Genomic DNA, 23758 nt, shown 5'->3' on the forward strand with positions numbered 1-23758 from the left:
CTGCTCACGAGCCGTTGTTCAGAACCACATGCGTATGCCGGCCACCCAGCGCGTGTCGCGCGCGTGCTCACCGGCATAATCGGCGGTGTCGCCAAACATGTGTTCGTGGCTGATGCCGATGTACGGAGCGAAGCGACGGCTGAACTCATAGCGCAGGCGCAGCCCGGCTTCGACCTTGCTGAGCCCGCGGCCGATGCCGTACTCCGGCTCATCCCTGGCGGCGACGGTGGCTTCCAGCAGCGGCTGCAGGATCAAACGGTTGGTCAGCAGCACGTCGTACTCGACTTCGGCCTTGGCCAGCACCTGGCCGCCGGAGCCCATGTACAGCGTGGCCGAGCTCTCGAACTTGTACGGCGCCAGGCCCTGGATGCCGATGGCCGCCCACGTGCGCGAGTCGGTCGGCCGGAAGTCCTGGCGCACGCCGACCAGCACGTCCCACCATGGCGACACGCTGCGGCCGTACAGTGCTTCCAGTGACGACGACTCGGTGCGGCCATCGTTGCGTTCGCCATCGGTGCGCAGCCACAGGCGGTTGATGTTGCCGCCGATCCAGCCGGTAGCCTCCCAGGCCTGGCCGTTGCTGCTCTTGCCGTCCCAATGTTCGAGGCGGTCGATCAGCAGCAGGCTGTTGATCTCCGGCGCGTGTTCCATCGCGCCGTGCGCGATCGGCGGGAATGCGGCGGCGCGGTCGGCATTGGTGGGAACCGGGATCGGCTCACGCGGCTCGGTGGGCGCAGGCGTGCCGTGGCCCATCGCCGCATGATCCATCCCGGAATGGTCTATCGCAGCGTGGTCCATCGCCGCGGGTTGCATTGCCCCGTGGTCCATCTTCGAGTGGTCCATGCCGGTGTGATCCATCGCACCGGAATCCGTCTTCGAATGATCCATCTTCGAATGATCGACCGGTCCAGTCGCGGGCTTGGTCGGCGACGCCATGGTGGGCATGCCATGCCCGGCATGCGATTGCGCGAGCACGGGCAGCGTGGCGGCCAGGCCCAGGGCCAGCAGGCTGGGGGAAAGCAGTGAGCGGCTCATTCTTCGATCCTCACTTCGCGCATCATGCCCGCTTCCATGTGGTACAGCAGATGGCAGTGGTAGGCCCAGCGGCCAAGTGCATCGGCGCGCACGCGATAACTGCGGCGGGTGCCGGGCGGCATGTCGATGGTGTGCTTGCGCAGATGGAATTCGCCCTGCGCGTTTTCCAGATCACTCCACACGCCGTGCAGGTGGATCGGGTGCTGCATCATGGTGTCGTTGACCAGCACGATGCGCATGCGCTCGCCGTAGTTCAGCCGCAGCGGTTCAGCGCTGGCGAACGGGATGCCGTCGAACGACCAGGAGAATTTCTCCATGTGGCCGGTCAGGTGCAACTCGACTTCGCGGCTGGGTTCGCGACCATCCGGATCTTCGAACAGGCTGCGCATCGCGCCGTAGGTCAGCACCTGGCGACCGTTGTCGCGCAGGCCGATGCCGGGGTCGTCCAGCTTGGGTTCGGTGGCCGAACTCTGCATGTCCACCAGCGGGTTGTTGCGCTCGCTGGTCGGATGCTTTGGCGCCTTGCTGGCGGCATCACCGCCGCCGTGCGTACCGTGGCCCATGCTGGCGCCGCAGCCGCCTTCCATGCCCTTCATCGCGGCCATGTCGTGGCCGCCGTGGCCACCGCCCCCCATGTCGTGGCCCATGTCGCTCATGGTCAACAGCGGGCGCGGGTCGCGCGCGGGAATCGGGGCCTGCAGCCCGTGGCGGACCGCCAGCGTGCCCGCGGCAAATCCGGTACGGCCCATGTCCTGGCAGAAGATGGTGAACGCGTCCTGCCCGGTGGGTTCGACCAGCACATCGTAGGTTTCAGCCGGGGCGATGCGGAACTCGTCGATGCTGACGGGATGGATGTACTGGCCATCGGCGGCGACCACGGTCATCTTCAGGCCGGGGATGCGCACGTCGAAGTAGGTCATCGAGGCGCCGTTGATGAAGCGCAGCAGCACCTTCTCGCCGCTGCGGAACAGCCCGGTCCAGTTACCGGCCGGTGCGGTGCCGTTCATCAGGTAGGTGTAGGTGTGCGCGTTGATGTCGGAGATGTCGGTGGGCGTCATCCGCATCCGCCCCCACATGCCGCGGTCGGACAGCGCGGCCGACCAGCCGTCGCGCTTCACGTCACGCAGGAAGTCGGGCAGGGTGCGCTTGTAGTAGTTGTCATGCTCGGCGAGCTTCTTCATGCGCCGGAACAGCGCACCGGGATCCATGTCGGTCCAGTCCGACAGCATGATCACGTGCTCGCGGTCGTGCCGGTATGGGGCCGGTTCGGCCGGGTCGATGACCAGTGCACCGTACAGGCCGGCCTGCTCCTGGAACATCGAGTGGCTGTGATACCAGTACGTGCCCGACTGCTTGAGCTGGAAGTGGTAATGATAGGTCTCACCGGGGCCGATGCCATTGAAGCTCAGGCCAGGCACGCCGTCCATGTTGGCCGGCAGCAGGATGCCGTGCCAGTGGATCGAGGTCGGATGGCGCTGCAACGTGTTGCGCACGAACAGGTCCACGCTCTGGCCTTCGCGCCAGCGCAGGATCGGCGCCGGCAGCGAGCCGTTGACGGTGATCGCCGGGCGGGTGCGGCCGGTGAAGTTGGCCAGCGATTCGCCGATGGCCAGTTCAACGCGGGTGTCGCTGAGCACGGCGGGGGCGCCGGCCAGGCGCGGTGTGGTGGTAGCGGCGGCGAGTGCGCGCTGCGGCACGCCAACAGCGGCGATGCCGGCGACCACGCCACCAGCGGCCAGCCCTTGGACGAACAGGCGGCGCGACGGCATGGGCAGGGCGCCCGGGCCGGGGGGGATGCGGGTATTCATGAGGTGACTCCAGACACGGATAGATGCCGGCAGACGGCCGACTCTGGTGCGCAACGCGCGCAGTACGTGCGGGATCAGCCGATGGGAGGGCGTGAAATCGGCGGCAGCGGCGGCGCCGGGCGGCCATTGGCCGGCATCGGCTGTGGCGCCAGTGACAATCCGGGGCCGGCCATGAACGGCAATGGTTGCACCATCAGCAACGGCTGCTGCGCGCAGCTGCGTACGCAGTCCTTGATCTGGCAGTGGACGTCGTGGGACGGAGCCTTGGCCTGCGGGGGCGGATCGGCCTGCAGGCCGGCGTGGTGAGGGCAGTGGGCGTCACCGCCACCACCGGCGGCGGCCATGGCGTGGGCCCTGCGGCCCATTTCTTCGTGACCGCTGGCCATGGCCGCGTTCAGCCCGTTGAGCAACAGGCTGAGCATGAGCACGACACGGAGAAGGGTCGAAGCCAGGGACATGGCGGTAATCTAGCCGCAAGTGGCGCCGGATGCATCTCCCGCTGAATGGCGCGTTCAAGATCGGAGCGGGTCCCCGTAGAGCCGAGCCAACGCTCGGCTGCCTCTGCGCGACCGGCAGCCGCGCGTGGCTCTGCAAGGGCAGCCGCGCACGGTTGGCGAGGGAGCAGCGCCTCAACTGTGAAGGTCAACCTTCCTCGCGCACGATCTCCACCAGGCGCGGACCATAACGGCTCAGTTTGGTGCCGCCGATGCCACCGACCCGTGCCAGTGCATCCAGGCTGGTCGGACGCTGTTCGGCGATGTTGCGCAGGGTACTGTCGTGGAAGATCACGAAGGCCGGCACGTTCTGTTCGCGGGCCAGTTCGGCGCGCAGGCCGCGCAACGCGTTGAACAACGCCAGGTCCTGCGGCAACACCGACAAGCCGGTGCGTTGGGCGCTGCGCTCGCGGCCGCCGGTGCTGTTGGCCGGATCGCGGCGCATGCTGATCTGGCGTCGGCCGGTCAGCACGTCGCGACTGGCGTCGGTCAGGCGCAGGCCACCGTGGCCCTCGCTGTCCACTTCCAGCAGGCTGGCGGCAACCAGTTGGCGGAACACGCTGCGCCAGGTGCGCGCATCAAGATCGCGGCCGATCGCATAGGTGCTGAGCTTGTCGTGGCCCTGCTGCTTCACCTTCTCGTTCTCGCTACCACGCAGGATGTCGATCAGGTGGCCGACGCCAAAGCGCTGGCCGCTGCGGTAGACGCAGCTCAGTGCCTTCTGCGCAGGGATGGTGGCGTCCCAGGATGCCGGCGGTGCCAGGCAGTTGTCGCAGTTGCCGCAGGGCTTGGGGTAGGTCTCGCCGAAGCCCGCCAGCAGCACCTGGCGACGGCACTGCATGGACTCGCAGTAGCCCAGCAGGTGGTCGAGTTTGGCGCGCTCCAGCTGCTTGCGTTCCTCGCCGGCCTCGGACTGCTCGATCATCTGCTTGAGCAGCACCACATCGCCCAGGCCGTAGCACAGCCAGGCCTCGGCCGCCTCGCCATCACGGCCGGCGCGGCCGGTTTCCTGGTAGTAACCCTCCATCGACTTGGGCAGGTCGGTATGCGCGACGAAGCGCACATCCGGCTTGTCGATGCCCATGCCGAAGGCAATGGTGGCGCACATCACGATGCCGTCCTCGCGCAGGAAGCGGCGCTGGTTGCTGGCGCGCACGTCCGGCGGCAGGCCGGCGTGGTAGGGCAGGGCGTTGAAGCCCTGCCCGCAGAGGAAATCGGCGGTTTCCTCGACCTTGCGCCGCGACATGCAGTAGACGATGCCGGCCTCACCGCGGTGGCCGCGCAGGAAATCGGTCAGCTGCTTGCGGGCGTTGTCCTTCTGCACCACGGTGTAGCGGATGTTCGGGCGGTCGAAGGAACTGACGAAGTGGCGCGCTTCCTGCAGATCGAGGCGCTCAGCGATCTCGCGCTGGGTCGGCGGATCGGCGGTGGCGGTCAGCGCGATCCGAGGGATCTGCGGCCAACGCTCGTGCAGCACGGTGAGCTGGCGGTATTCGGGGCGGAAGTCATGGCCCCACTGCGACACGCAGTGCGCTTCATCGATGGCGAACAGGGCAATCTGGCTGCGCGACAGAAGTGACAGGAAACGACCGGTCAGCAGCCGCTCCGGGGCGACATAGAGCATGTCCAGCTCGCCGGCGAGCAGCTCGCGCTCGACGCGGCCGGCGGTCTCGGCATCCAGGGTTGAATTCAGGTATTCGGCGCGCACGCCGAGCTGGCGCAGGGCTTCGACCTGGTCCTGCATCAGCGCGATCAGTGGCGAGATGACGATGCCGCAACCGTCACGCAGCAGGGCCGGCACCTGGTAGCACAGCGATTTGCCGCCGCCGGTGGGCATCAGTACCAGGGCATCGTGACCGGCAGCGACATGCTCCACGATGTCCTGCTGCGGACCACGGAAATCGTCGTAACCAAAGACGCGTTGGAGCAGGTCGTGCGCGGGACGGGAAGCCATCCGGCTAGTTTACCTCCCGGAGGCGGCGGCAGGGCTGCGCCCTGCACCTGCTACAAGCCAGAGCAACGTCAAAGGCAACAGCCGGCTCTGGGGTGTCTTCTGGCTGGGCGGGGCGGTGTGGGCTTGCAGGACACGCCGTAAACCCGTCCTTGGGGGCTCGATGGCGCCATCCATGGCGCCAACGGTCCTGCAAGCCCACACCGCCCCGCCCCCGACAGCTTCCCGTTGACGGTGGGGCCATCCACGCCATGCGTGGATGCAATCTGTCAGATATCGACAAACAAAATGGGGTCAGATCCGGTTTTCCTGCGGAAAACGGATCTGACCCTAATGGCTTTGCTGGCAGATCGCGGAAAACTGTCGAAGGCGGGGTGGGTCCGGTTGCGGGGGCGTGAGCCGCATGGATGCGGCGACCGAGCCTACATGGACGTATTCACGGCGTCCCCCGCAACCGGACCCACCCCGCCAACCCACAGGAAACCCGCTTCTGCTCCGGCCGTTGCCGTTGCCCTGGCAGTTGCATCTGCGGGTGCAGGGCGCAGCCCTGCCGAAGCCCCTCAACCCTTACTGCAGCAGGGAACGCAGCATCCAGGCATACTTCTCGTGGGTCTGCAGGCGCTGGGTCATCAGATCCTCGGTCGGGGCGTCGTCCCCCTTGGCCGCCACCTCCAGCACTTCACGCGCCGTTCGGCAGACCGCTTCGTTGGCGACTACCAATTGGCGTACCATTTCCCGCCAGTCCGCACTGTCGGTCAGGCCCGGTTCCTCGGCGATCGAGGTCAGCGCAGCGAATTCCCGGTAGGAGCCCGGGGCATTGAAGCCCAGCGCGCGGATGCGCTCGGCCACGTCGTCCAGTGCCGCCCACTGCTCGGTGTACTGCGTTTCGAACATGGTGTGCAGCGAGTTGAACATCGACCCGGTCACGTTCCAGTGGAAGTTGTGCGTCTTCAGGTAGAGCGTGAACGCATCGGCCTGGAAGCGCGAGAGACCGTCGGCAATCTTCTTGCGGTCGCCCTGGGTGATCCCGATATCAATGTTCGGCGCCGACGGTGCTGCCGCTGCAAGCTTCTGCTTGCCGGTCTTGGCCTTGGTCGTGCTCTTGGTCTTCGCCATGGGGTTCCTCCTTGTGGAATCGTTGGCCTTCACAGTAAACCGGTCGTGATGACTGGTCGCTTTCAAAGTTTTGAACGAACCGATTGATGAACTCTATCGACAAAAATCCGCCGCCCCGCCTGCGCCAACAGCGTGCCGCCATCGACGGCGCCATGAGCCGCGACCGGGGCCGTCTGCTGGGAATGCTCTCGCGCTGCCAGGCCAAGCCGCAGGATGCGGCGCTGGCCGCCACCTTCGAGCAGGCCTTGCAGGCGTCAGTGCAGCGCCGGCAGATCCGCGCGCAACAGCAGCCGTCCATTACTCTGGACCCGCAGCTGCCGATTGCGCGTGAAGCCGACGCCATCATCGGGCTGATCCGCGACCACCAGGTCGTGGTGATCGCCGGTGAAACCGGCTCGGGCAAGACCACCCAGTTGCCCAAGTTGTGCCTGGCCGCCGGCCGTGGCCAGGCCGGCATGATCGGCTGTACCCAGCCGCGACGGATTGCCGCGCGTGCAGTGGCCAGCCGTGTCGCGCAGGAACTGCAGAGCGAACTGGGCCAGCTGGTCGGCTACCAGGTGCGTTTCAACGACAAGGTCAGTGATGACAGCCGCATCAAGTTCATGACCGACGGCATCCTGCTGGCGGAGATCGCCAGCGACCGCTGGTTGTCGAACTACGACACGATCATCGTCGACGAGGCGCACGAACGCAGCCTCAACATCGATTTCCTGCTGGGGTACCTGAAGCAGCTGCTGCGCAAGCGCCCGGACCTGAAACTGATCGTCACCTCGGCCACCATCGACACCGAGCGCTTCGCCCAGCATTTCGACAATGCGCCGGTGATCAGCGTTGAGGGCCGCACCTACCCGGTGGAGGTGCGCTACCGCGCGCTGGAAGGCGAGGGTGAAGACCAGGGCGAACGCACCGTCAACGATGCCATCGTGTCGGCTGTCGACGAGATCACCCGCCTGGATGCACGCGGTGACGTGTTGATCTTCCTGCCTGGCGAGCGCGAGATCCGCGATGCGCACCAGTCACTGGAACGGCGCAAGTACCGCAATACCGAGGTGCTGCCGCTGTATGCGCGCCTTTCCAACCAGGACCAGGACCGGGTGTTCAACCCCGGGCCGAACCGGCGCATCGTGCTGGCCACCAACGTGGCCGAAACTTCACTGACCGTGCCGCGCATCCGCTACGTGGTCGATCCGGGCTTCGCCCGCGTCAAGCGCTACAGCCCTCGCAACAAGCTGGACCGGCTGCACATCGAGCCGATCTCGCAGGCCAGTGCCAACCAGCGCAAGGGCCGCTGCGGCCGTATCGCCGAAGGCATCTGCTACCGCCTGTATGCCGAGGCCGATTTCCAGGCGCGGCCGGAATTCACCGATCCGGAAATCCGTCGTTCCAGCCTGGCCGGAGTGATCCTGCGCATGCTGCAGCTCGGCCTGGGCCGTATCGAGGACTTCCCGTTCCTGGAGGCCCCGGATGAGCGTGCGGTCGCCGACGGCTGGCAGCAGTTGACCGAGCTGGGCGCGATCGATGCCGAGCGGCGCATGACCGCGATCGGCAAGCAGATGGCGCGCCTGCCGGTAGACGTGAAGCTGGCGCGGATGCTGGTCGCCGCACAAGCCGCCGGCTGCCTGCGGCCGATGCTGGTGATCGCCTCGTTCCTGGGTATCCAGGATCCGCGCGAGCGCCCGGCCGAAGCGCGCGGCGCGGCCGACAGCGCGCATGCGCAGTTCGCCGACGGCCGTTCCGAGTTCGTGGGTGTGCTGCGCTTGTGGGATGCCTACCGTCAGGCCCATGAAGACCTGACCCAGTCCAAGCTGCGCGACTGGTGCGGCCGTCATTTCCTCGGCTTCCTGCGCATGCGCGAATGGCGCGAGCTGCATCGGCAGCTGCGCCTGCTGTGCGAGGAGCTGGGTTGGAAGGAAGAAGCCAACGAAGCCTCGATGGCGCCGTTGCTGGCCGGCAGCAGTGCGCCGGCACCGGCACGCGATGATGCTGCGGCGGCGAAGGCCACCCGCGGCCAGCTGCACCGTGCCGCGCGGCTCGCGCGTGAAGGCAAGGCTGAGGCCGCACCGGCGCCGGTGCCCGTGCGTGCACAGAAGGAGCAGGCACCAGCCGGTGGCGGTTTCAGTGAGCGTGTCCGTGCTGCTGCTTACCAGACGCTGCATCGGGCGCTGGTGGCGGGCCTGCCGACCCAGATCGGCCATCGCACCGAGAAAGGGGATTTCCAGGCGCCACGCCAGCGCCGCTTTCTGCCCTTCCCGGGCTCGGCGCTGTCCAAGCGTCCGCCGCCGTGGCTGCTGGTGGCCAATTTGCTCGATACGCAGAAGGTGTGGGGCATGACCCTGGCCGCGATCGAGCCGGACTGGGTGATCGCCGAACTACCGCACCTGCTGCTGCGCAAGCACTTCGACCCGCATTGGTCACGTGCGCAGGGGCAGGTGCTGGCGTCGGAGCAGATCAGCCTGTTCGGCCTGGTGCTGGCGCCGAAGAAACCGGTGCATTACGGCCGCATCGATCCGGGCGGGGCGCACGACATTTTCGTGCGCCAGGCGCTTGTGACCGGCGAGATCAACACCCGCGCCGGCTTCGTGGCCGACAACCAGAAGGTGCTGGAGGTTGCACGCGAGGAAGAAGCCAAGCTGCGCCGCGCGGGCATCGTCGCCGACGAGGACTGGCAGGCGCGCTGGTACCTGGACCGGGTACCGCCGCAGATCCATTCGGCGGCGGGCCTGGATACCTGGTGGAAGGCACTGGCGCCGGAACAGCGCAAGGCGCTGCACTGGAGCCTGGCCGACCTGCTGCCGGGGGAAGGCAGCGAGCAGGAGCGCTATCCGAAGTACCTGGCGCTGGGCCAGGCGCGGTTGCCGCTGCATTACCGCTTCGAGCCGGGGGCGGATGACGATGGCGTGACCCTGGACGTGCCGCTGCACCTGCTCAACGCACTGGATCCGGCGCGGTTAGGCTGGTTGGCACCGGGCTTCGTCGCCGACAAGGCCGCAGCACTGATCCGCAGCCTGCCCAAGGCCATGCGCCGCAACTACGTACCGGCTCCGGACTTTGGCCGCGCATTCTTCGAGGCGTTCGCGCAACCCAGCGCGGATGCGATCACAGGGGAGCTTGCACGTTTCCTGACGCGGGCCACCGGCGCGGCCGTGGCCGCGACCGATTTCGATCCGGGATCGATCGAACCGCACCTGCACATGAATCTGCGCCTGCGCGACGAGCACGGCAACGTGCTGGCGACCTCGCGCGACCTGGAGGCATTGCGCGCGAAGTTTGGTGCCCGTGCAGGCGATGCCTTCGCTGCACGGGCCGGGCGCGAGATGGCGGCGGAGGGGCTGCGCACCTTCCCGGCGGCGCCGGTTCCGCTGCAGGTACCCGGTGAAGCCGGTGTGCCGGCCTATCCGGCACTCCTCGACGAGGGCGACAGCGTGGCGCTGCGTATCTTCGCAGACCGCCAGCAGGCCGAGGAGGCGCACCCACTGGGTGTACGACGGTTGCTGGAGATCGCGTTGGCTGACAAGGTCAAGCAGGCACGCAAGCAGCTGCCGGTGGCCGCCAAGACCGGCCTGCTGTATGCGGCGATCGAATCGCAGGAACGCCTGCGCGGCGATCTGGTGGACGCCGCGATGAACGCGGTGCTGGCCGAAGGCCTGGGCCAGATACGCGATGCACAGGCATTCGAGCAGCGCCGCGAGGCTGCGGCCAGGGCTCTGTTCGGCGAAGCGATGCAGCGGCTGAAGCTGGCGGAGACCATCCTGGCGCTGGTGGCGGAATTGAAACCCCTGCTGGAAGCACCGCTGATGGGCTGGGCACGCGGCAACCTGGATGACATGGAGGCGCAGCTGGTGGGGTTGATCCATCCCGGCTTCCTGCGCGATACGCCGGCCGACGCGCTGGCGCAGTATCCGCGCTACCTGAAGGCGATGATCCTGCGCACCGAACGGGCCAAGCGTGATCCGACCCGCGACCAGGCACGCATGCTGGAATTGCGTCCGTTCCTGGAGGTGCTGGAGGTGGGCGAACAGCAGGGGCTGCGCGATCGTCCGCAATGGCAGGCGCTGCGTTGGGACCTGGAAGAGCTGCGGGTTTCGCTGTTCGCGCAGGAACTGGGCGCGCGCGCCGGCATTTCGGCGAAGAAGCTGGCACAGCGGGTGGCCGCCCTGCGCCAGGCGTGAATCCGACGCGGTAGAGCCGAGCCCACGCTCGGCTGCTTTTCGAAGCATCGCAATCAGCCGGGCGTGGGCTCGGCTCTACCGCAAGGTCGCGGCGTTACTTGGTGCGACGCACCTTCGGTTGGGTATTCACGCCATCCACCTTCATGTACCACACGCCGAGCAGGCCGGGCTTGATGCTGACACTGGGAGATTGCCTGCGTACGCCGGCCAGGGTGGTGGTATCGGTCTGCTCCCATTCCTGGCCATTGTCCAGCACGTAGATGCGGCCCTTGCCGAAGCCGCGGAATTCGCCCTGCAGGACACCCGTGATCGGTTCGTTGCTGCCGAAGTCGAAGAATCCGCGATTCTTCACGATCACTTCCTGCCGGCCTTCTTCACGCGCTTCTTCGCGTGCCGCCGCCACCGCCTGGGTGGTGGCGGTCTCGACCTTGCCCTGCAACCAGCGGTTCAGTGCCGCCAGTTCACCGGCATCGAGCTTGTCCAGGCCCGCCGCCTTGAACTCGGCCGGTGACATCTGTTGCTGCAGGTCGCCCTCGACGACCCGCTGCGCCAGTGCGGGTGCCGACAGGGACAGCAGCAGCGCGGCGCAGGCCAGCAGCCGTGGGCGGAAAGGCGGGGTGATCGAAGGCATGGTGGGACTCTCCTGGGTGTGCCGGCGAGTGTAGCGGCATGTGCTCATGCCGGGCGATGCAACTGCAGCGATTGTTCCTGAACGGTGCCGGCGCTAGTGTAGAGGCCTCTGCCTTGCCTGCTCGATGCTGTGAACCGCGCTTCCGTCACCGGCCTGGATGCCTTGTTGAACCGATCCTCGGCAGCGGTGCTGCCCGCTCCGCTGCGCCAGGCCCTGCGCGAGCACTGGGAAGCGCCGGACTGCGACCACCAGATGCGCGCCACCTGGTCGGTGCTGGGCGATACGCTGGATGCGTTGTCGATGCTCTCCGCCGATGAGGGCGCGGTGCTCGCCGCCCTGTTGTTCGACCTGCCCGGCCTGCGCGCCAGCCTGGACCACCTGCCGCTGGGCAACCACAGGGCGGCAGTGGTTGGCCTGCTCGATGGCCAGGACGCCGCTGATCCGGTGTGGGCGCTGCACGCCGGCCGCGAGGCGGGGCGCAACAGTGAGGGCCTGCGTCGCCTGCTGTTGGCGATCATCCGCGACCTGCGCGTGGTGCCGATCCTGCTGGCCCGGCAGCTGGCGCGGATGCGTGCGGCGGACAAGCTGGACGACGAGCAGCGTCGCGCGCTGGCCCAGTTGACCCGCGATATCCACGCACCGCTGGCCAACCGGTTGGGCATCTGGCAGCTGAAGTGGGAGCTGGAAGATCTGGCGTTCCGCCACCTGGAGCCGGAGACCTACCGTCGCATCGCCCGCGAGGTGGATGAAACCCGCATCGCCCGCGAGCGCTATGTCGAGAACGTCAAGAAGGTGCTGTCGCGCGAGCTGGCGGCGCAGGGCATCAAGGCCGAGGTCAGCGGGCGTCCGAAGCACATCTACAGCATCTGGCGGAAGATGCAGAAGAAGCGGCTGGCCTTCGACCAGCTGTACGACATCCGCGCGGTCCGGGTAATGGTGGACGACGTTGCCGCCTGCTACGCCGCCCTGGGCGTGGTGCATGCGCTGTGGGCGCCGGTACCGAGCGAGTTCGACGACTACATTGCCCGCCCCAAGGCCAATGACTATCGCTCCTTGCATACCGCCGTGGTCGGTCCGGAGGGCCGTACCATCGAAGTGCAGATCCGCACCCACGAGATGCACTCGCAGGCCGAGCTGGGCGTGGCCGCACACTGGAAGTACAAGGAAGGCGGCAAGGGCGCGGAGAAGGCCTTTGACCGCAAGATCACCTGGATGCGCCAACTGCTGGAACAGGCGCAGGACGGGCAGGGCAATGAACTCGCCGGGGCGCTCGACGCCGAGCTCACCGAGGACCGGGTCTATGCGCTGAGCCCGAAGGACGAGGTGCTGGACCTGCCGCAGGGGGCCACTCCGCTCGATTTCGCTTACCAGGTGCACACCATGGTCGGCCACCGCTGCCGCGGTGCCAAGGTCAATGGCCGCATCGTGCCGCTCACCTACCGCCTGCGCAGCGGCGACCGCGTCGAGATCCTGACCGGGAAGGAAGCCGACCCGCGGCGTGACTGGCTGATACCGGCCAACGGGTTCCTGGCCAGCAACCGTTCGCGCGAGAAGGTGCGCAGCTGGTTCCACAAGCTCGACCGCGCGCGCAACGTGCAGGCCGGTCGCGAGCTGCTGGAGCGCGAGCTGAAGCGCCTGGGCCTGCAGCACTCGGACCTGACGGTCGCCGCCAGGAAGTTCCATGCCGACAGCGTCGACGACCTGTACATCCAAGTGGCGCTGGGTGATACCGGGCCCAACCAGATCAGCCGCGCCCTGCTGGAAGCGGAGCGCGCGGCCAGCCAACCGGCACCCCCGCCGACGTTGCCGCGCCCGACCGCGCGCCGTGAAAACCTGGGCAGGTCCAAGTTCACGGTCCAGGGCGTGGGTAACCTGCTGGTGCAGCTGGCACGCTGTTGCCAGCCGGTGGCCGGTGAACCGATCGCCGGCTATCTGACCCGTAGCCGGGGAGTCACCGTGCACCGTGCCGACTGCGCGGCTCTGGCCCGGCTGGCCGCTGCCAGTCCGCAGCGCATCCTGCCGGTGGAGTGGGGCCAGGCGGGGGGCGGTTATGAAGTGGATGTCGTGGTCGATGCGGTGGACCGCCGTTGGCTGCTGAAGGACATCACCAACCTGATCGCCCAGGAAGACGCCTACGTGCTCGATATCCACAGCGACAACGTGCGCAACAGCGGACGCGCCCACCTGCGGCTGCGGCTGAAGGTCAGTGACTATGGCCAGCTCTCGACCCTGCTCGGCAAGCTCGATGCGCTGCCAGGCGTGAGCGAGGCGCGCCGCCTCGGCTGAGCTTCACGCTGCCGCGGCTACCCTGCACGCATGGAACGCGAGCCCCTGCATCGCATCAATGGCGCCGGACGCCCGGCGCTGGAGCGCGTCCGCCGCGAAGGCCGCTGGTGGTGGCTGCAGGCGCGCCATGCGCGCAGGGTCTGGCGCTGGGCGATGGTCGCCGCGTTGGCGGTATTCGTACTGCTGGTGCTGCTGCGCAAGCCATTGGCGGACTGGTTCTGGGACGAGCCGCAGATTGAACAACTGCTGGCGGAGGGGGATCGCGCACTTGCCGCCGGTCACCTGAGCGCCGACGACGGCAGTGGTGCGCGCGAACGCTACCAGGCGGTGCTGGCACTGGATGCTGATCGACTGCAGGCACGCCAGGGCCTGGCCCGTACCGGGGCGGCGGCGTTGCAGCAGGCCCGTGACCGGCTGCAGGCCGATGATCTGGATGGCGCCACGCAGGCCCTGGCACTGGCCCGCGAGCTGCAGGTGCCGCAGGGCGAGGCCGATGGCGTCGCGCGCCAGCTGCAGGCGGGTCGCAACGCAGGTGCTGGAATCGGTGCACTGCTGGCACAGGCACGCGGCGCACTTGCCGCCGGCCGCCTGGACGACGGCGACAGCAGTGCATTGCCGCTGTTCCAGCGCATCCTGGCGGTGCAGCCGGACAACCTGCCGGCCCTGGAAGGGCGCGAGGATGCACTGAGCGATCTGCTGCTGCAGGCACGAACGCTGGCCGGCCACGGGGAGTTGGCCCAGGCGGCTGCCCGGCTGCAGCGTGCCCGCCAGTTCGACGCCGGCCACGCCGATCTGCCGGCCAGCCAGGAGGCGCTGGCGCAGGCGGTCGACCAGCAGTTGCGACAGGCGCAGCGCGCGTTGCAGCGACGGCAGCTGGAAGCTGCGGCAAGGGGATTCCTGGCGGTGCTGGCAGTGGCGCCGGACGAGCCCAACGCCCAGCGGGGGCGTGAGCGGGTGCTGCAGGCTGTGCTCGCGCGGGGCCAGAAGCAGGCTGATGACTTCCAGTTCGAAGCCGCGCAACGCGATGCATTGCTGGCGGAGACGCTCGGGGCATCGCCGGCGGCGCGGCAGCAACTTGCGATGCGCCTGCAACGCGCCCGGCAGGCGCAGCAGGCCCTGAAACAACCGGCCATCAGCGCAGCACAACGTGAGCGCCAGTTGCGCGATCACCTGCGCAGGATGGAACGCGCCGAGCGCGCCGGCCAATGGATCAGTCCGCCCGGCCACAGCGCGTTCGATGCGTTGCGCGAAGCGCAGTCGCTGGCGCCCCAGGATGCGCGGGTCAAGGCGGCCGGGGAGCGCCTGCTCCCCGCCAGCCGCCGTTGTTTCGACGACAACCTGCGGCAGAACCGGGTGCAGGCCGCAGGCGCGTGCCTGCAGGCCTGGCAGACCCTGTCACCGACCGCGAGTGGCCTGCCGGCAGCGCGCCAACGGCTGGCACAGCGCTGGCTGGCAATCGGTAGCGAGCGACTGGGCAGCGGTGACGTCGATTTCGCCGTGCATGCCGCCGGCCAGGCGCGCCAGCTGCAACCCGACCTGGCCGAACTGCCATTGTTTGAACACCGCCTGCGCCGCGCCGGTGGGCGTGCCGACTAGGCGAAGAACACCCGCTGCACGGCTGCCCGGGCAGCATCCAGCGAGAAGTGCTCGGCGATGTTGGCCAGGCCTGCGTTGGACAGTCGCTGCCACAGCTCGGAATCCTGGTACAGGCGAACCACCGCATCGGCGAAACCGGCCGCGTCGTCGGCGACCAGCACGTCCTGGCCTGGGCGCAGATGCATGCCCTCGACCGCGCAGGTCGTGCCGACCACCGGTTGGCCATGGGCCATGCTCAGGTTGATCTTGCCCTTGACGCCGGCGCCGAAGCGCAGCGGGGCCACGGAAATGCGTGCGCCGTCCATGTACGGAGTGATGTCCTCGACGAAGCCATGCATCTGCACGCCGGGCTGGCGCGCGGCCAGGGCCAGCAGCGATTCCGGTGCGGCAGCGCCGATGCAGTGCAGGCGCACCTGTGGCAGGCGGGCGCGGATGCGGGCGAACACCTCGCCGATGAACCATTCCATGGCATCCAGGTTCGGCGGGTGGCGGAAGCCGCCGACGAACACCAGGTCGTGGCGCTGCGCGAACGGCTGGCCGGAACCGGCGACGTCGTGCAGGTTGGAGATCAGCTCCGCACGTACCGCCGGTGCGTCGGCCTGCAGCTGCTCGCGCTCCGCCGCGCTGACCAGCACGGTGACATCGCATTGCGCCATGATCGCCAACTCGCTGGCACGGGTGCGTTCAGCGGCACGCAGCAGGCTGGCATCCTTGGCCACTTCGGCGCCGCGGCGCTCGCGCAGGTAGTGCAGGTCCACGGTATCGAACACGGTGCGTGCCTGCGGGGCATAGCGTCCCAGCAGCGGCAGGCATTCATGGGCAACGTGGTGGCGGACCAGCATCGCAACGTCGAACCGCGAGCCGTACGTGCGCAGCCACTTCGCCAGGCCTTCCAGGAACGGTGCGTACCAGACTTCCACGCCCATCCGCTGCAAGGCTTCAGTTGCCGCGCCGGCATGCTCGCGACGGGTCGGCACGAAGACCACATGGGCACCGCCCTGCAGCAGCAGGCGGATCAGATTCACCTGACGCAACGAGCCGGAGTCGCGGTCCGGCTGCGGTACTTCCTCGTCCAGGATCAGGATCTGGCGCCGGCCGCGCAGCAGCAGCGCCGGCGACGGCACTTCACCGACCGCCGGATGGTGGGCCAGTTCGGTGCCCCAGCGCGCGGCGAAGATGGCCTGGTTGCGCACCTGGTACGCCTTCACCCCGCTGCCGGTGTCGGTGCCGTTGCTGGTGCCTTCGTCGTGGATCACCCGGCTGGCCGGCTGCACCAGCACGCGCAGGCCTTGGGCACGCACGCGGAAGGCCAGATCGGTGTCCTCGTAGTACGCTGGCCTGTAGCGGGTATCGAAGCCGCCCAGCTGCTGCCAGAGGTCGCGCGGCAGCATCAGCGCCGCACCGGAGCAGTAGTCGGCGTCGCGGAGGCTGGCGAATCGCGGGTCGTCAGCGGCCTCGAAGCGGCCGTAGCTCCAGCCACTGCCGTCGGCGAAGATCACTCCGCCCGATTCCTGCAGGCGGCCATCCGGGTACAGCAACTGGCTGCCGACCAGGCCAGCGCCGGGCACGCTGCCGAAGGTGTCCAGCAGGGCATCCAGCCAGCCTGGCTGCGGCACGGTATCGTTGTTGAGCAACACCACGTAGCGGCCGCGCGCGCGCGACACGCCATCGTTGCAGGCTTCGATGAAGCCGCCGTTGTGCTCGCGCACTTCATAACGCAGCCCCTTTACCTGCGGCATCCATTGCGTGGTTGCATCGCTGCTGCCGTCATCCACCACCAGGATTTCGCACGGCGCCGCGGGGGGGTATGCAGCCAGGGCGCGCAGGCAGGCCAGGGTGTGTTCGGCATGGTTGTAGACCGGGATGATGATGCTCACCTCCGGTGTTGCGCTGAACGGCAGCGTGAAGGGCGCGAAATCCCCTGCCGGCGGCAGATACAGGGGGCTGCGCGGTGCCGGCACGGCGCGCTGGGCATGTACCCGGATCCGCTGCCACGTGGCCCGCCAGCCGCGGGTGCGCAGGCTGGCCAGGCTGCGCCGGGCCAGGCCGGTCAGGCGGTTGATCAGGTATCGGATCTCGGCCAGGGACATCGCCATCCGGTTGCAACTCCAGCTTAAGCAGGGGAACCCGGGAGAATCCGCCAGCCGCAGTGGCTGGGGTAGACTCGCCAGACCTTACATTCTCGCATCCCCGTGCCCCGACGCTACGATTCCGACGACATCGACGATTTCGACGACGACGACCAGCAGGACGGCGGCTCGCCCTGGCGGCGCCGGCTGATCACCTGGAGCATGGCTGCGGTCGCGTTGGGATTGGGTTTCCTGATTCCCTATACGCTGTACCTGAATCAACAGGTGACCCAGCGTTTCGGCGAACTGCGCTGGCAGATCCCGACCCGGGTCTATGCGCGCCCGCTGGTGCTCGTGCCCGGCAAGGCGATGGATGCGGCGACCCTGAAGACCGAACTGGCCGCCTCCGCCTACCGCGATGATGGGCAGGGCAGGGAACCGGCCACCTATTCGGTGGATGGTGGTCGCTTCGTCATTTCCAGCCGTGGCTTCAACGACGTGGATGGCCGGGTTGCGCCGCGCCGGGTGGAGTTGTCGCTGGCCGGTGGGGCCATCGCTTCGCTGCGCGACGCTGACAGCCGCAAGGCACTGAAGGCGGCACGGCTGGATCCGGCCCGCATTGCCACCCTGTACGGCCAGAAGCAGGAGGAGCGGCGCCTGATCCGCATGAACGAGGCGCCGGACCTGCTGGTGACCGGCCTGCAGGCCGTGGAGGACAAGGATTTCAACCGGCACCACGGCATCGACCTGTCCGGCATCGCACGTGCGGTGTGGGTGACGATCCGTTCCGGCGGCCAGAGCCGCCAGGGCGCTTCCACGCTGACCCAGCAGTTGGCCCGCAGCGGCCTGCTCGGCATCGGCAAGGAACAGACGATCACGCGCAAGTTCAACGAGGTGCTGTACGCGCTGATCATGGAGGCGCGCTACGACAAGCGCACGATCTTCGAGGCCTACCTCAACCAGGTGTACCTGGGCCAGCGCGGCAGCCAGGCCATCCACGGCATGTCCTCCGGTGCCGAGTTCTGGTTCGGCCGTGACCTGTCGTCGCTGGAAACCGAGCAGATCGCGCTGCTGATCGGCCTGGTCAAAGGGCCGTCCTATTACGATCCGCGGCGCAACCCGGAACGTGCGCTGGATCGCCGCAACTTCGTGCTGGGCAAGCTGCACGAGGCATCGTTGATCGACGATGCCGAGTACCAGCGGGCATTGAAAGCCCCGCTGGGAGTGCCCAGGACCCCGGGCCTGGTCGCGGCCAACCGTTTTCCTGCCTATGTGGACCTGGTCCGCCGCCAGCTCGGTCATGACTATCCCGAATCGGCGCTGCAGGGGGCAGGCCTGAGCGTGATGACCGGCATGTCACCCTCTGCGCAGGCCTATGCCGAGGGCGCGGTGACCCGCACCATCAAGTCGCTGGAGAGCAAGCGACGCCCTGAACTGCAGGCCGGCATGGTGCTGACCGATGTGCACAACGGTGACGTGCTGGCAGTGATCGGCAGCCGCGACGTATCCGAAGTGGGCTTCAACCGCGCGGTCGAAGCACAGCGACCGGTGGGCTCGCTGCTGAAGCCGTTCGTGTACCTGCTCGCGCTGGCGCAGCCGGACCGCTACTCGCTGGCCAGCTGGGTCGACGATTCACCCGTCACCGTGCAGCTTGGCCGTGGCCGCAACTGGAACCCGGGCAATGCCGACAACCGCAGCCATGGCACGGTGCGGCTGATCGATGCGTTGGCCCATTCCTACAACCAGGCCACGGTCCGGGTGGGCATGCAGGTGGGACCGGAGCGGATCACCCAGCTCATCCATGTGCTGGCCGGTATCAAGGCGGACGCGAACCCGGCCGTGATCCTGGGTTCGACTGACCAGAGCCCATACGCCATGGCGCAGCTGTACCAGTTCCTTGCTTCTGGCGGAGAGATCCAACCGTTGCACGCGGTGCGTGGCGTGCTGGACCCGCAGGGCAAGTTGCTCAAGCGCTATGACAAGACGCCCGCGCCGGCGCAGGAAGGCGACTCGATTGCCGCCAACCTGATCAGCGTCGGGCTGCAGCAGGTCGTTTCCAGCGGTACCGCGCAGCGCCTCAACGCTGACGGCCTGGGCCGCCTGCAGCCGGCCGGCAAGACCGGCACCACCAATGACGGACGCGACAGCTGGTATGCCGGCTATACCGGCGACCACCTGGCCGTGATCTGGATCGGCAACGACCAGAACCAGCAGGCAGGCCTGTATGGCGCCACCGGCGCGATGCGGGTGTGGTCGGGCATCTTCCAGCGCCTGCCGAGTGCACCGCTGCGCGTCAGCAACAAGGGCCTGGACTGGCAGTCGGTCGCCGCCACCGGCATGAACTCGACCGATGAAGGCTGTCCGGGTGCGCGTCGCTTCCCATTCGTGGTGGGTTATGCGCCGGCCTATGCACCCTGCGCGCCCACGGTGGCGCCGGACGGCGAGACCGGCGAGGCCGAGAGCGAGGGCGGAGGCTGGCGCAGCTGGTTCGGCCTGGACCGCAAGCCGGAAGCACCCGCCGAACCCGCCGCTGCTCCTCCTCCCCCGAGCCGATGATGCCGATGAACATGCATTTCCTGTTGCGTCCCCTGGCCCTGACCGGCCTCAGTGTCGCCCTGGTCGCCTGCGTAAGCAGTGCGCCGCCGGTGGTCAAGCCGGTCGATACCACGACGCCGGCGCAACGCCTGGCGGCCGTGGACGCCGCAGCGGGCCCGGACGACAAGGAGTTGTCGGTGCAGCCTCTGCGCGATCCGCAGGTGGAAGACCTGCGGGTGGCCGCGCAGGCACAGCGCCAGGCCAACGATCTGGCCGCCGCGGCCAGCAGCCTGGACCAGGCGTTGCAGATCGTGGCCGGTGACCCGGCTGTGCTGCAGGAGCGTGCCGAAGTGGCACTGCTGCTGGGCCAGTGGGCGCAGGCGGAAACGTTCGCGCGCAAGGCGATCGACCTGGGGTCGAAGACGGGACCGCTGTGCCGTCGGCACTGGGCGACGATCGAACAGTCGCGCCTGGCGCGGGGCGAGAAGGAGAATGCGGTGTCGGCGCATGCGCAGATTGAGGGCTGCACGGTGCCGGGGATCAAGCGGTACTGAGGTATTCCGCTCCATCGGGCGCTGCCCCCTCTGCGGCGCGCGCTCGCACTGATGGATGCTGGTGATGGGCCGGGGAGGTGGGGCGTGCAGGACACGCCGTAAACCCATCCTTGGGGGCTCGATGGCGCCTTGCTCGTGTGCGCTGTCCTGCGCACGCGGCAAGACCGGGGTTGGGCGTCCTGCCCAACCCGCCCGAGGCGTGCCTCGGGCCCATGGCGCCAACGGTCCTGCACGCCCCACCCACCCGGCCCGCCATGCATCGCGCGGGCCGCAGGCAAGAACAAAATCAAAAATCAAAAGCGGGTCGCACGCTGCGCGCGCTCGCGGTCGTCCATCTTCTTTCCCCGTTCCTCCTACCGCTTTTGAGCTGCCAGTCGAGCAAGCTCGACTTTGCCAAGCGTGTCCCTCCGTCGCCGGGAAATTGTCGAAGGCAGGGAACTGTGGGTTTGCGGGGTGTCCGCGGCATGGATGCCGCGGCCAAGCCCCCAGGGACGGGTTTACGGCGTCCCTGCAAACCCACAGTCCCCTGCCAGCCCTCGGTGCAACCCAGAGCCATGACCGCTGTTGCTGTTGCTTGTGCTCCGGCTTGAAACGGGTGCCGGGCAGCGCCCGGCCGGGTATCCTTTCCCCCTGATGTCCGACCTTGTCCATGCCAGCCGCGAGGCCCTCAGCGACGGCGGCGCGCTCGCTTCGCACCTGGATGCCTTCGTCCCGCGTCCGGCCCAGCTGCGCCTGACCGAAGCCATCGCCGACGCGCTGCAGCAGCGTGACCTGCTGCTGGCCGAAGCCGGTACCGGCACTGGCAAGACCTTCGCCTATCTGGTGCCGGTGCTGCTCTCGGGGCTGCGTACCATCATCTCCACCGGCACCCGTGCGCTGCAGGACCAGCTCTACCACCGCGACCTGCCGCGCGTGCGCCAGGCACTCGGTACCGGCTTGCGTAGTGCACTGCTGAAGGGGCGCGCCAACTACCTGTGCCGTTATCGCCTGCAGCAGGCACGTGGCGAGCCGCGGTTTTCCAGCCCCGAACAGGCCGCGCAGTTCCAGCGCATCCTGGCCTGGTCAGGTCGCTCGGAATCCGGCGACATCGCTGAGCTTGACGGCCTGGCCGATGATTCGCCGTTGCTGCCGATGGTGACCTCCACCGTCGACAATTGCCTGGGTACCGATTGCCCGTTCTGGGACGACTGCTTCGTGGTGCGTGCGCGGCAACGTGCACAGGCCGCCGACGTAGTGGTGGTGAACCATCACCTGCTGCTGGCCGATCTGGCCTTGAAACAGGATGGTTTCGGCGAACTGTTGCCGGGCGCTCAGGCGTTCGTGATCGACGAGGCGCACCAGCTGCCCGAGCTGGCAGCGCAGTTTTTTGGCGAAGGTTTCGGCATGCGCCCGTGGCAGGAGCTGGGCCGCGACTGCCTGGCGGAGGCGCGGGGCGTCGGCGGCGCGCAGTCGGCCCTGCAGGAGCCGGTTGATCATCTGCAGCAGGCGCTGCTGGCGCTGCGCTCGGCCATGGAAGGGCTGCCGCCGCGCGGCACGCAGTGGCGTGCGTTGGCGATGCCACAGGTGCGCGACGGCTTCGACACGGTGATGGCCGGCCTGGTGGCGCTGGAGCAGTCGCTGCAACCGCTGCGGGAAGCTGCGATCGGCCTGGACGCCTGCCACGCACGGGCGCGCGAAGCGGTGTCACGGCTCGGCCGCTGGCTGGGCGATGAGGCGCCGGTGCTTGATTTCGATGCCGACCCCTCGGAGGCGGCGGCCGCCACCGACGTGCTCTGGTACGAGCTCACGCCGCGGGGGTTCCGCTGCCAGCGGACGCCCATGGACGTGTCCGGCCCACTGCGCGAGCATCGCGAGCGCAGCCGCGCGGCGTGGATCTTCACCTCGGCCACGCTGACCGTGGGCGGTGGCTTTGACCACATCGCTACCCGCCTGGGCCTGGATGACCCGCACACGCTTGTGCAACCGAGCCCGTTCAACTGGCCCGAGCAGGCACTGTGCTATCTGCCCGAAAGCCTGCCCGATCCAGCCGCGCGTGGCTTCGGAACCGCCCTCATCCAGGCCCTGTGGCCGGTGCTGCAGGCCTCGCAGGGCAGGGCGTTCCTGTTGTTCGCCTCGCACCGTGCATTGCGTGAGGCCGCCGAGGCACTGCGCGACGGGCCGTGGCCGTTGTTCGTGCAGGGCGAGGCACCGCGCGCGACGCTGTTGCAGCGTTTCCGCGAATCGGGCAATGGCGTGCTGCTGGGCTCGGCCAGTTTCCGAGAAGGCGTGGACGTGGTCGGCGAAGCGCTGAGCGTGGTGATGATCGACAAGCTGCCGTTCGCAGCACCGGATGACCCGGTCTACGAGGCGCGGTTGGAAGCGATCCGCGGCCAGGGCGGCAACCCGTTCCGCGACGAGCAGCTGCCGCAGGCGGTGATCGCACTGAAGCAGGGGGTCGGCCGCCTGATCCGCAGCGAAAGCGACCGTGGCGTGCTGGTGCTGTGCGACCCGCGCCTGCTCAACCGGGGCTATGGCCGGGTCTTCCTGGAGTCGCTGCCGCCGTTCCGGCGCACCCGCAGCCTGGCCGATGTGCAGGCCTTCTTTGCGCCACAATGGGCGCCCGTGGCCGATGACGCCGAGCCGACCGCCACTGCGGCGGGCCCGGCGGCAGCACCCGGCGCCACGTTCCCCCTGTTCTGACCTGATCCGATGAAACTGCTCGCCTTTGAAACCGCCACCGAAGCCTGTTCCGTTGCCCTGCATGTCGATGGGCAGGTGCTGGAGCGTTTCGAGATCGCTCCGCGCCGGCACGCCGAACTGAGCCTGCCATGGGCGGAGGCATTGCTGGACGAGGCGGGCATCAGTCGCCGCCAGCTCGACGGCATCGCGCTCAGCCGCGGCCCAGGAGCGTTCACCGGCGTGCGCCTGGCGATTGCCATTGCCCAGGGCATCGCCCTGGCGCTGGACCGTCCGCTGCTGCCGGTCTCGACGCTGCAGGTGCTGGCGCTGCGGGCACCGGCCGGGGAAACGCAGGTCCTGTCGGCGATCGATGCGCGGATGGGCGAGCTGTACGTCGCGCGCTTCGAGCGGGTGGAGGGCCTGCCGATCGCGCGTGATGCCGAGCGCGTGTGCGCGCCGGCGGCGGTGGCGCTGCCGGAAGGATTGTCGGCTTATGGTGTCGGCACCGGGTTCGGTGCAGCCGACGGCGCGCTTGTCACGCAGCTGGGCAGTGGGCTTCGCGGATTCGATGCGACAGCGCTGCCGCGTGCATCGGACGTGCTGGCATTGGCGGTGCCGGCGTTCGCACGCGGTGAGGCCATTGCACCGGAAAGGGTCGAACCGGCCTATCTGCGGGACAACGTGGCACTGACCCTGGTCGAGCAGCAGGCGGCGCGCGAGGCGAAGGCGAAGGCCAACGGCTGAGCCCCTCGTGGCGGGGGATCGGTAGAGTCGACTGTTAGTCGACTGCAACAGCCGCGCTTGGCCGGGCGGGGTCGGTTCGCGGGGGACGCCGTGAACCCGTCCATGGGGGCTT

Annotated in this window: 14 protein-coding genes; 7 read left to right on the top strand and 7 right to left on the bottom strand. The window is 68.1% G+C overall.

Annotated features, from left to right (window positions below):
• Positions 1-18: 18 nt before the first annotated feature.
• From A9K58_RS13780 to A9K58_RS13800, 5 genes are all read right to left on the bottom strand, one after another.
• Positions 19-1035, bottom strand: a complete 1017-nt coding sequence (locus tag A9K58_RS13780) for a copper resistance protein B (RefSeq protein ID WP_065199873.1) — start codon at positions 1033-1035, stop codon at positions 19-21.
• Positions 1032-2843, bottom strand: a complete 1812-nt coding sequence (locus A9K58_RS13785; protein ID WP_065199874.1) for a copper resistance system multicopper oxidase — start codon at positions 2841-2843, stop codon at positions 1032-1034. The genes A9K58_RS13780 and A9K58_RS13785 overlap by 4 nt, the downstream gene beginning before the upstream one ends.
• 74 nt (positions 2844-2917) lie before the next feature.
• Positions 2918-3301 (bottom strand): CopL family metal-binding regulatory protein, encoded by a 384-nt coding sequence (locus A9K58_RS13790; protein WP_065199875.1) that lies wholly within the window; start codon positions 3299-3301, stop codon positions 2918-2920.
• 184 nt (positions 3302-3485) lie between these two features.
• Positions 3486-5291, bottom strand: coding sequence for a DNA helicase RecQ (gene recQ, locus A9K58_RS13795; protein WP_065199876.1), 1806 nt, complete (start codon positions 5289-5291; stop codon positions 3486-3488).
• A gap of 564 nt (positions 5292-5855) precedes the next feature.
• Positions 5856-6404, bottom strand: coding sequence for a Dps family protein (locus tag A9K58_RS13800; RefSeq protein ID WP_005410730.1), 549 nt, complete (start codon positions 6402-6404; stop codon positions 5856-5858).
• Positions 6405-6490: 86 nt separating this feature from the next.
• Here A9K58_RS13800 and hrpA point away from each other — a divergent pair, with 86 nt between their 5' ends.
• Positions 6491-10573, top strand: coding sequence for an ATP-dependent RNA helicase HrpA (gene hrpA, locus A9K58_RS13805; RefSeq protein WP_065199877.1), 4083 nt, complete (start codon positions 6491-6493; stop codon positions 10571-10573).
• Between the two features lie 94 nt (positions 10574-10667).
• On the opposite strand, the gene A9K58_RS13810 is transcribed toward hrpA, so the two are convergent.
• Positions 10668-11204: a hypothetical protein gene (locus A9K58_RS13810; protein ID WP_065199878.1), complete on the bottom strand. Its 537-nt coding sequence runs from the start codon at positions 11202-11204 to the stop codon at positions 10668-10670.
• A gap of 129 nt (positions 11205-11333) precedes the next feature.
• Between A9K58_RS13810 and A9K58_RS13815 the strand changes: the two genes are divergently transcribed.
• Together A9K58_RS13815 and A9K58_RS13820 are read left to right on the top strand one after the other, a co-directional pair.
• The gene (locus tag A9K58_RS13815) at positions 11334-13490 is read left to right on the top strand and encodes a bifunctional (p)ppGpp synthetase/guanosine-3',5'-bis(diphosphate) 3'-pyrophosphohydrolase (RefSeq protein WP_065199879.1); all 2157 of its coding nucleotides are present in this window, start codon (positions 11334-11336) and stop codon (positions 13488-13490) included.
• 30 nt (positions 13491-13520) lie between these two features.
• Positions 13521-15086 carry a hypothetical protein gene (locus tag A9K58_RS13820; protein ID WP_065199880.1) on the top strand — a complete coding sequence of 522 codons (1566 nt, stop codon included), beginning with the start codon at positions 13521-13523 and terminating at the stop codon, positions 15084-15086.
• On the opposite strand, the gene A9K58_RS13825 is transcribed toward A9K58_RS13820, so the two are convergent.
• Entirely contained in the window at positions 15083-17182 is a 2100-nt protein-coding gene (locus tag A9K58_RS13825; protein ID WP_065199881.1) for a glycosyltransferase, read from the bottom strand. The genes A9K58_RS13820 and A9K58_RS13825 overlap by 4 nt on opposite strands.
• Before the next feature lie 96 nt (positions 17183-17278).
• Here A9K58_RS13825 and mrcB point away from each other — a divergent pair, with 96 nt between their 5' ends.
• The 4 genes from mrcB (at position 17279) to tsaB (ending at position 23646) form a co-directional block, all read left to right on the top strand.
• Positions 17279-19711, top strand: a complete 2433-nt coding sequence (gene mrcB / locus A9K58_RS13830) for a penicillin-binding protein 1B (protein WP_065199882.1) — start codon at positions 17279-17281, stop codon at positions 19709-19711.
• 11 nt (positions 19712-19722) lie between these two features.
• Positions 19723-20244 carry a tetratricopeptide repeat protein gene (locus tag A9K58_RS13835; RefSeq protein ID WP_065199986.1) on the top strand — a complete coding sequence of 174 codons (522 nt, stop codon included), beginning with the start codon at positions 19723-19725 and terminating at the stop codon, positions 20242-20244.
• Between the two features lie 633 nt (positions 20245-20877).
• A complete protein-coding gene (locus A9K58_RS13840; protein WP_065199883.1) occupies positions 20878-22923 on the top strand; it encodes a DNA repair helicase YoaA in 2046 nt (681 codons plus the stop codon).
• 9 nt (positions 22924-22932) lie between these two features.
• Positions 22933-23646 (top strand): tRNA (adenosine(37)-N6)-threonylcarbamoyltransferase complex dimerization subunit type 1 TsaB, encoded by a 714-nt coding sequence (gene tsaB / locus A9K58_RS13845; protein WP_065199884.1) that lies wholly within the window; start codon positions 22933-22935, stop codon positions 23644-23646.
• The last annotated feature ends 112 nt before the right edge of the window (positions 23647-23758 follow it).

The organism is Stenotrophomonas maltophilia (genome assembly GCF_001676385.1).
GTDB classification, from domain to species: Bacteria; Pseudomonadota; Gammaproteobacteria; order Xanthomonadales; family Xanthomonadaceae; genus Stenotrophomonas; species Stenotrophomonas maltophilia_J.

Coding starts and splice junctions, on each gene's coding strand:
- A9K58_RS13780 (WP_065199873.1), bottom strand. CDS start 1,035: ATGAGCCGCTCACTGCTTTCCCCCAGCCTGCTGGCCCTGGGCCTGGCC.
- A9K58_RS13785 (WP_065199874.1), bottom strand. CDS start 2,843: ATGAATACCCGCATCCCCCCCGGCCCGGGCGCCCTGCCCATGCCGTCG.
- A9K58_RS13790 (WP_065199875.1), bottom strand. CDS start 3,301: ATGTCCCTGGCTTCGACCCTTCTCCGTGTCGTGCTCATGCTCAGCCTG.
- recQ (WP_065199876.1), bottom strand. CDS start 5,291: ATGGCTTCCCGTCCCGCGCACGACCTGCTCCAACGCGTCTTTGGTTAC.
- A9K58_RS13800 (WP_005410730.1), bottom strand. CDS start 6,404: ATGGCGAAGACCAAGAGCACGACCAAGGCCAAGACCGGCAAGCAGAAG.
- hrpA (WP_065199877.1), top strand. CDS start 6,491: ATGAACTCTATCGACAAAAATCCGCCGCCCCGCCTGCGCCAACAGCGT.
- A9K58_RS13810 (WP_065199878.1), bottom strand. CDS start 11,204: ATGCCTTCGATCACCCCGCCTTTCCGCCCACGGCTGCTGGCCTGCGCC.
- A9K58_RS13820 (WP_065199880.1), top strand. CDS start 13,521: ATGGAACGCGAGCCCCTGCATCGCATCAATGGCGCCGGACGCCCGGCG.
- A9K58_RS13825 (WP_065199881.1), bottom strand. CDS start 17,182: ATGGCGATGTCCCTGGCCGAGATCCGATACCTGATCAACCGCCTGACC.
- A9K58_RS13835 (WP_065199986.1), top strand. CDS start 19,723: ATGCATTTCCTGTTGCGTCCCCTGGCCCTGACCGGCCTCAGTGTCGCC.
- A9K58_RS13840 (WP_065199883.1), top strand. CDS start 20,878: ATGTCCGACCTTGTCCATGCCAGCCGCGAGGCCCTCAGCGACGGCGGC.
- tsaB (WP_065199884.1), top strand. CDS start 22,933: ATGAAACTGCTCGCCTTTGAAACCGCCACCGAAGCCTGTTCCGTTGCC.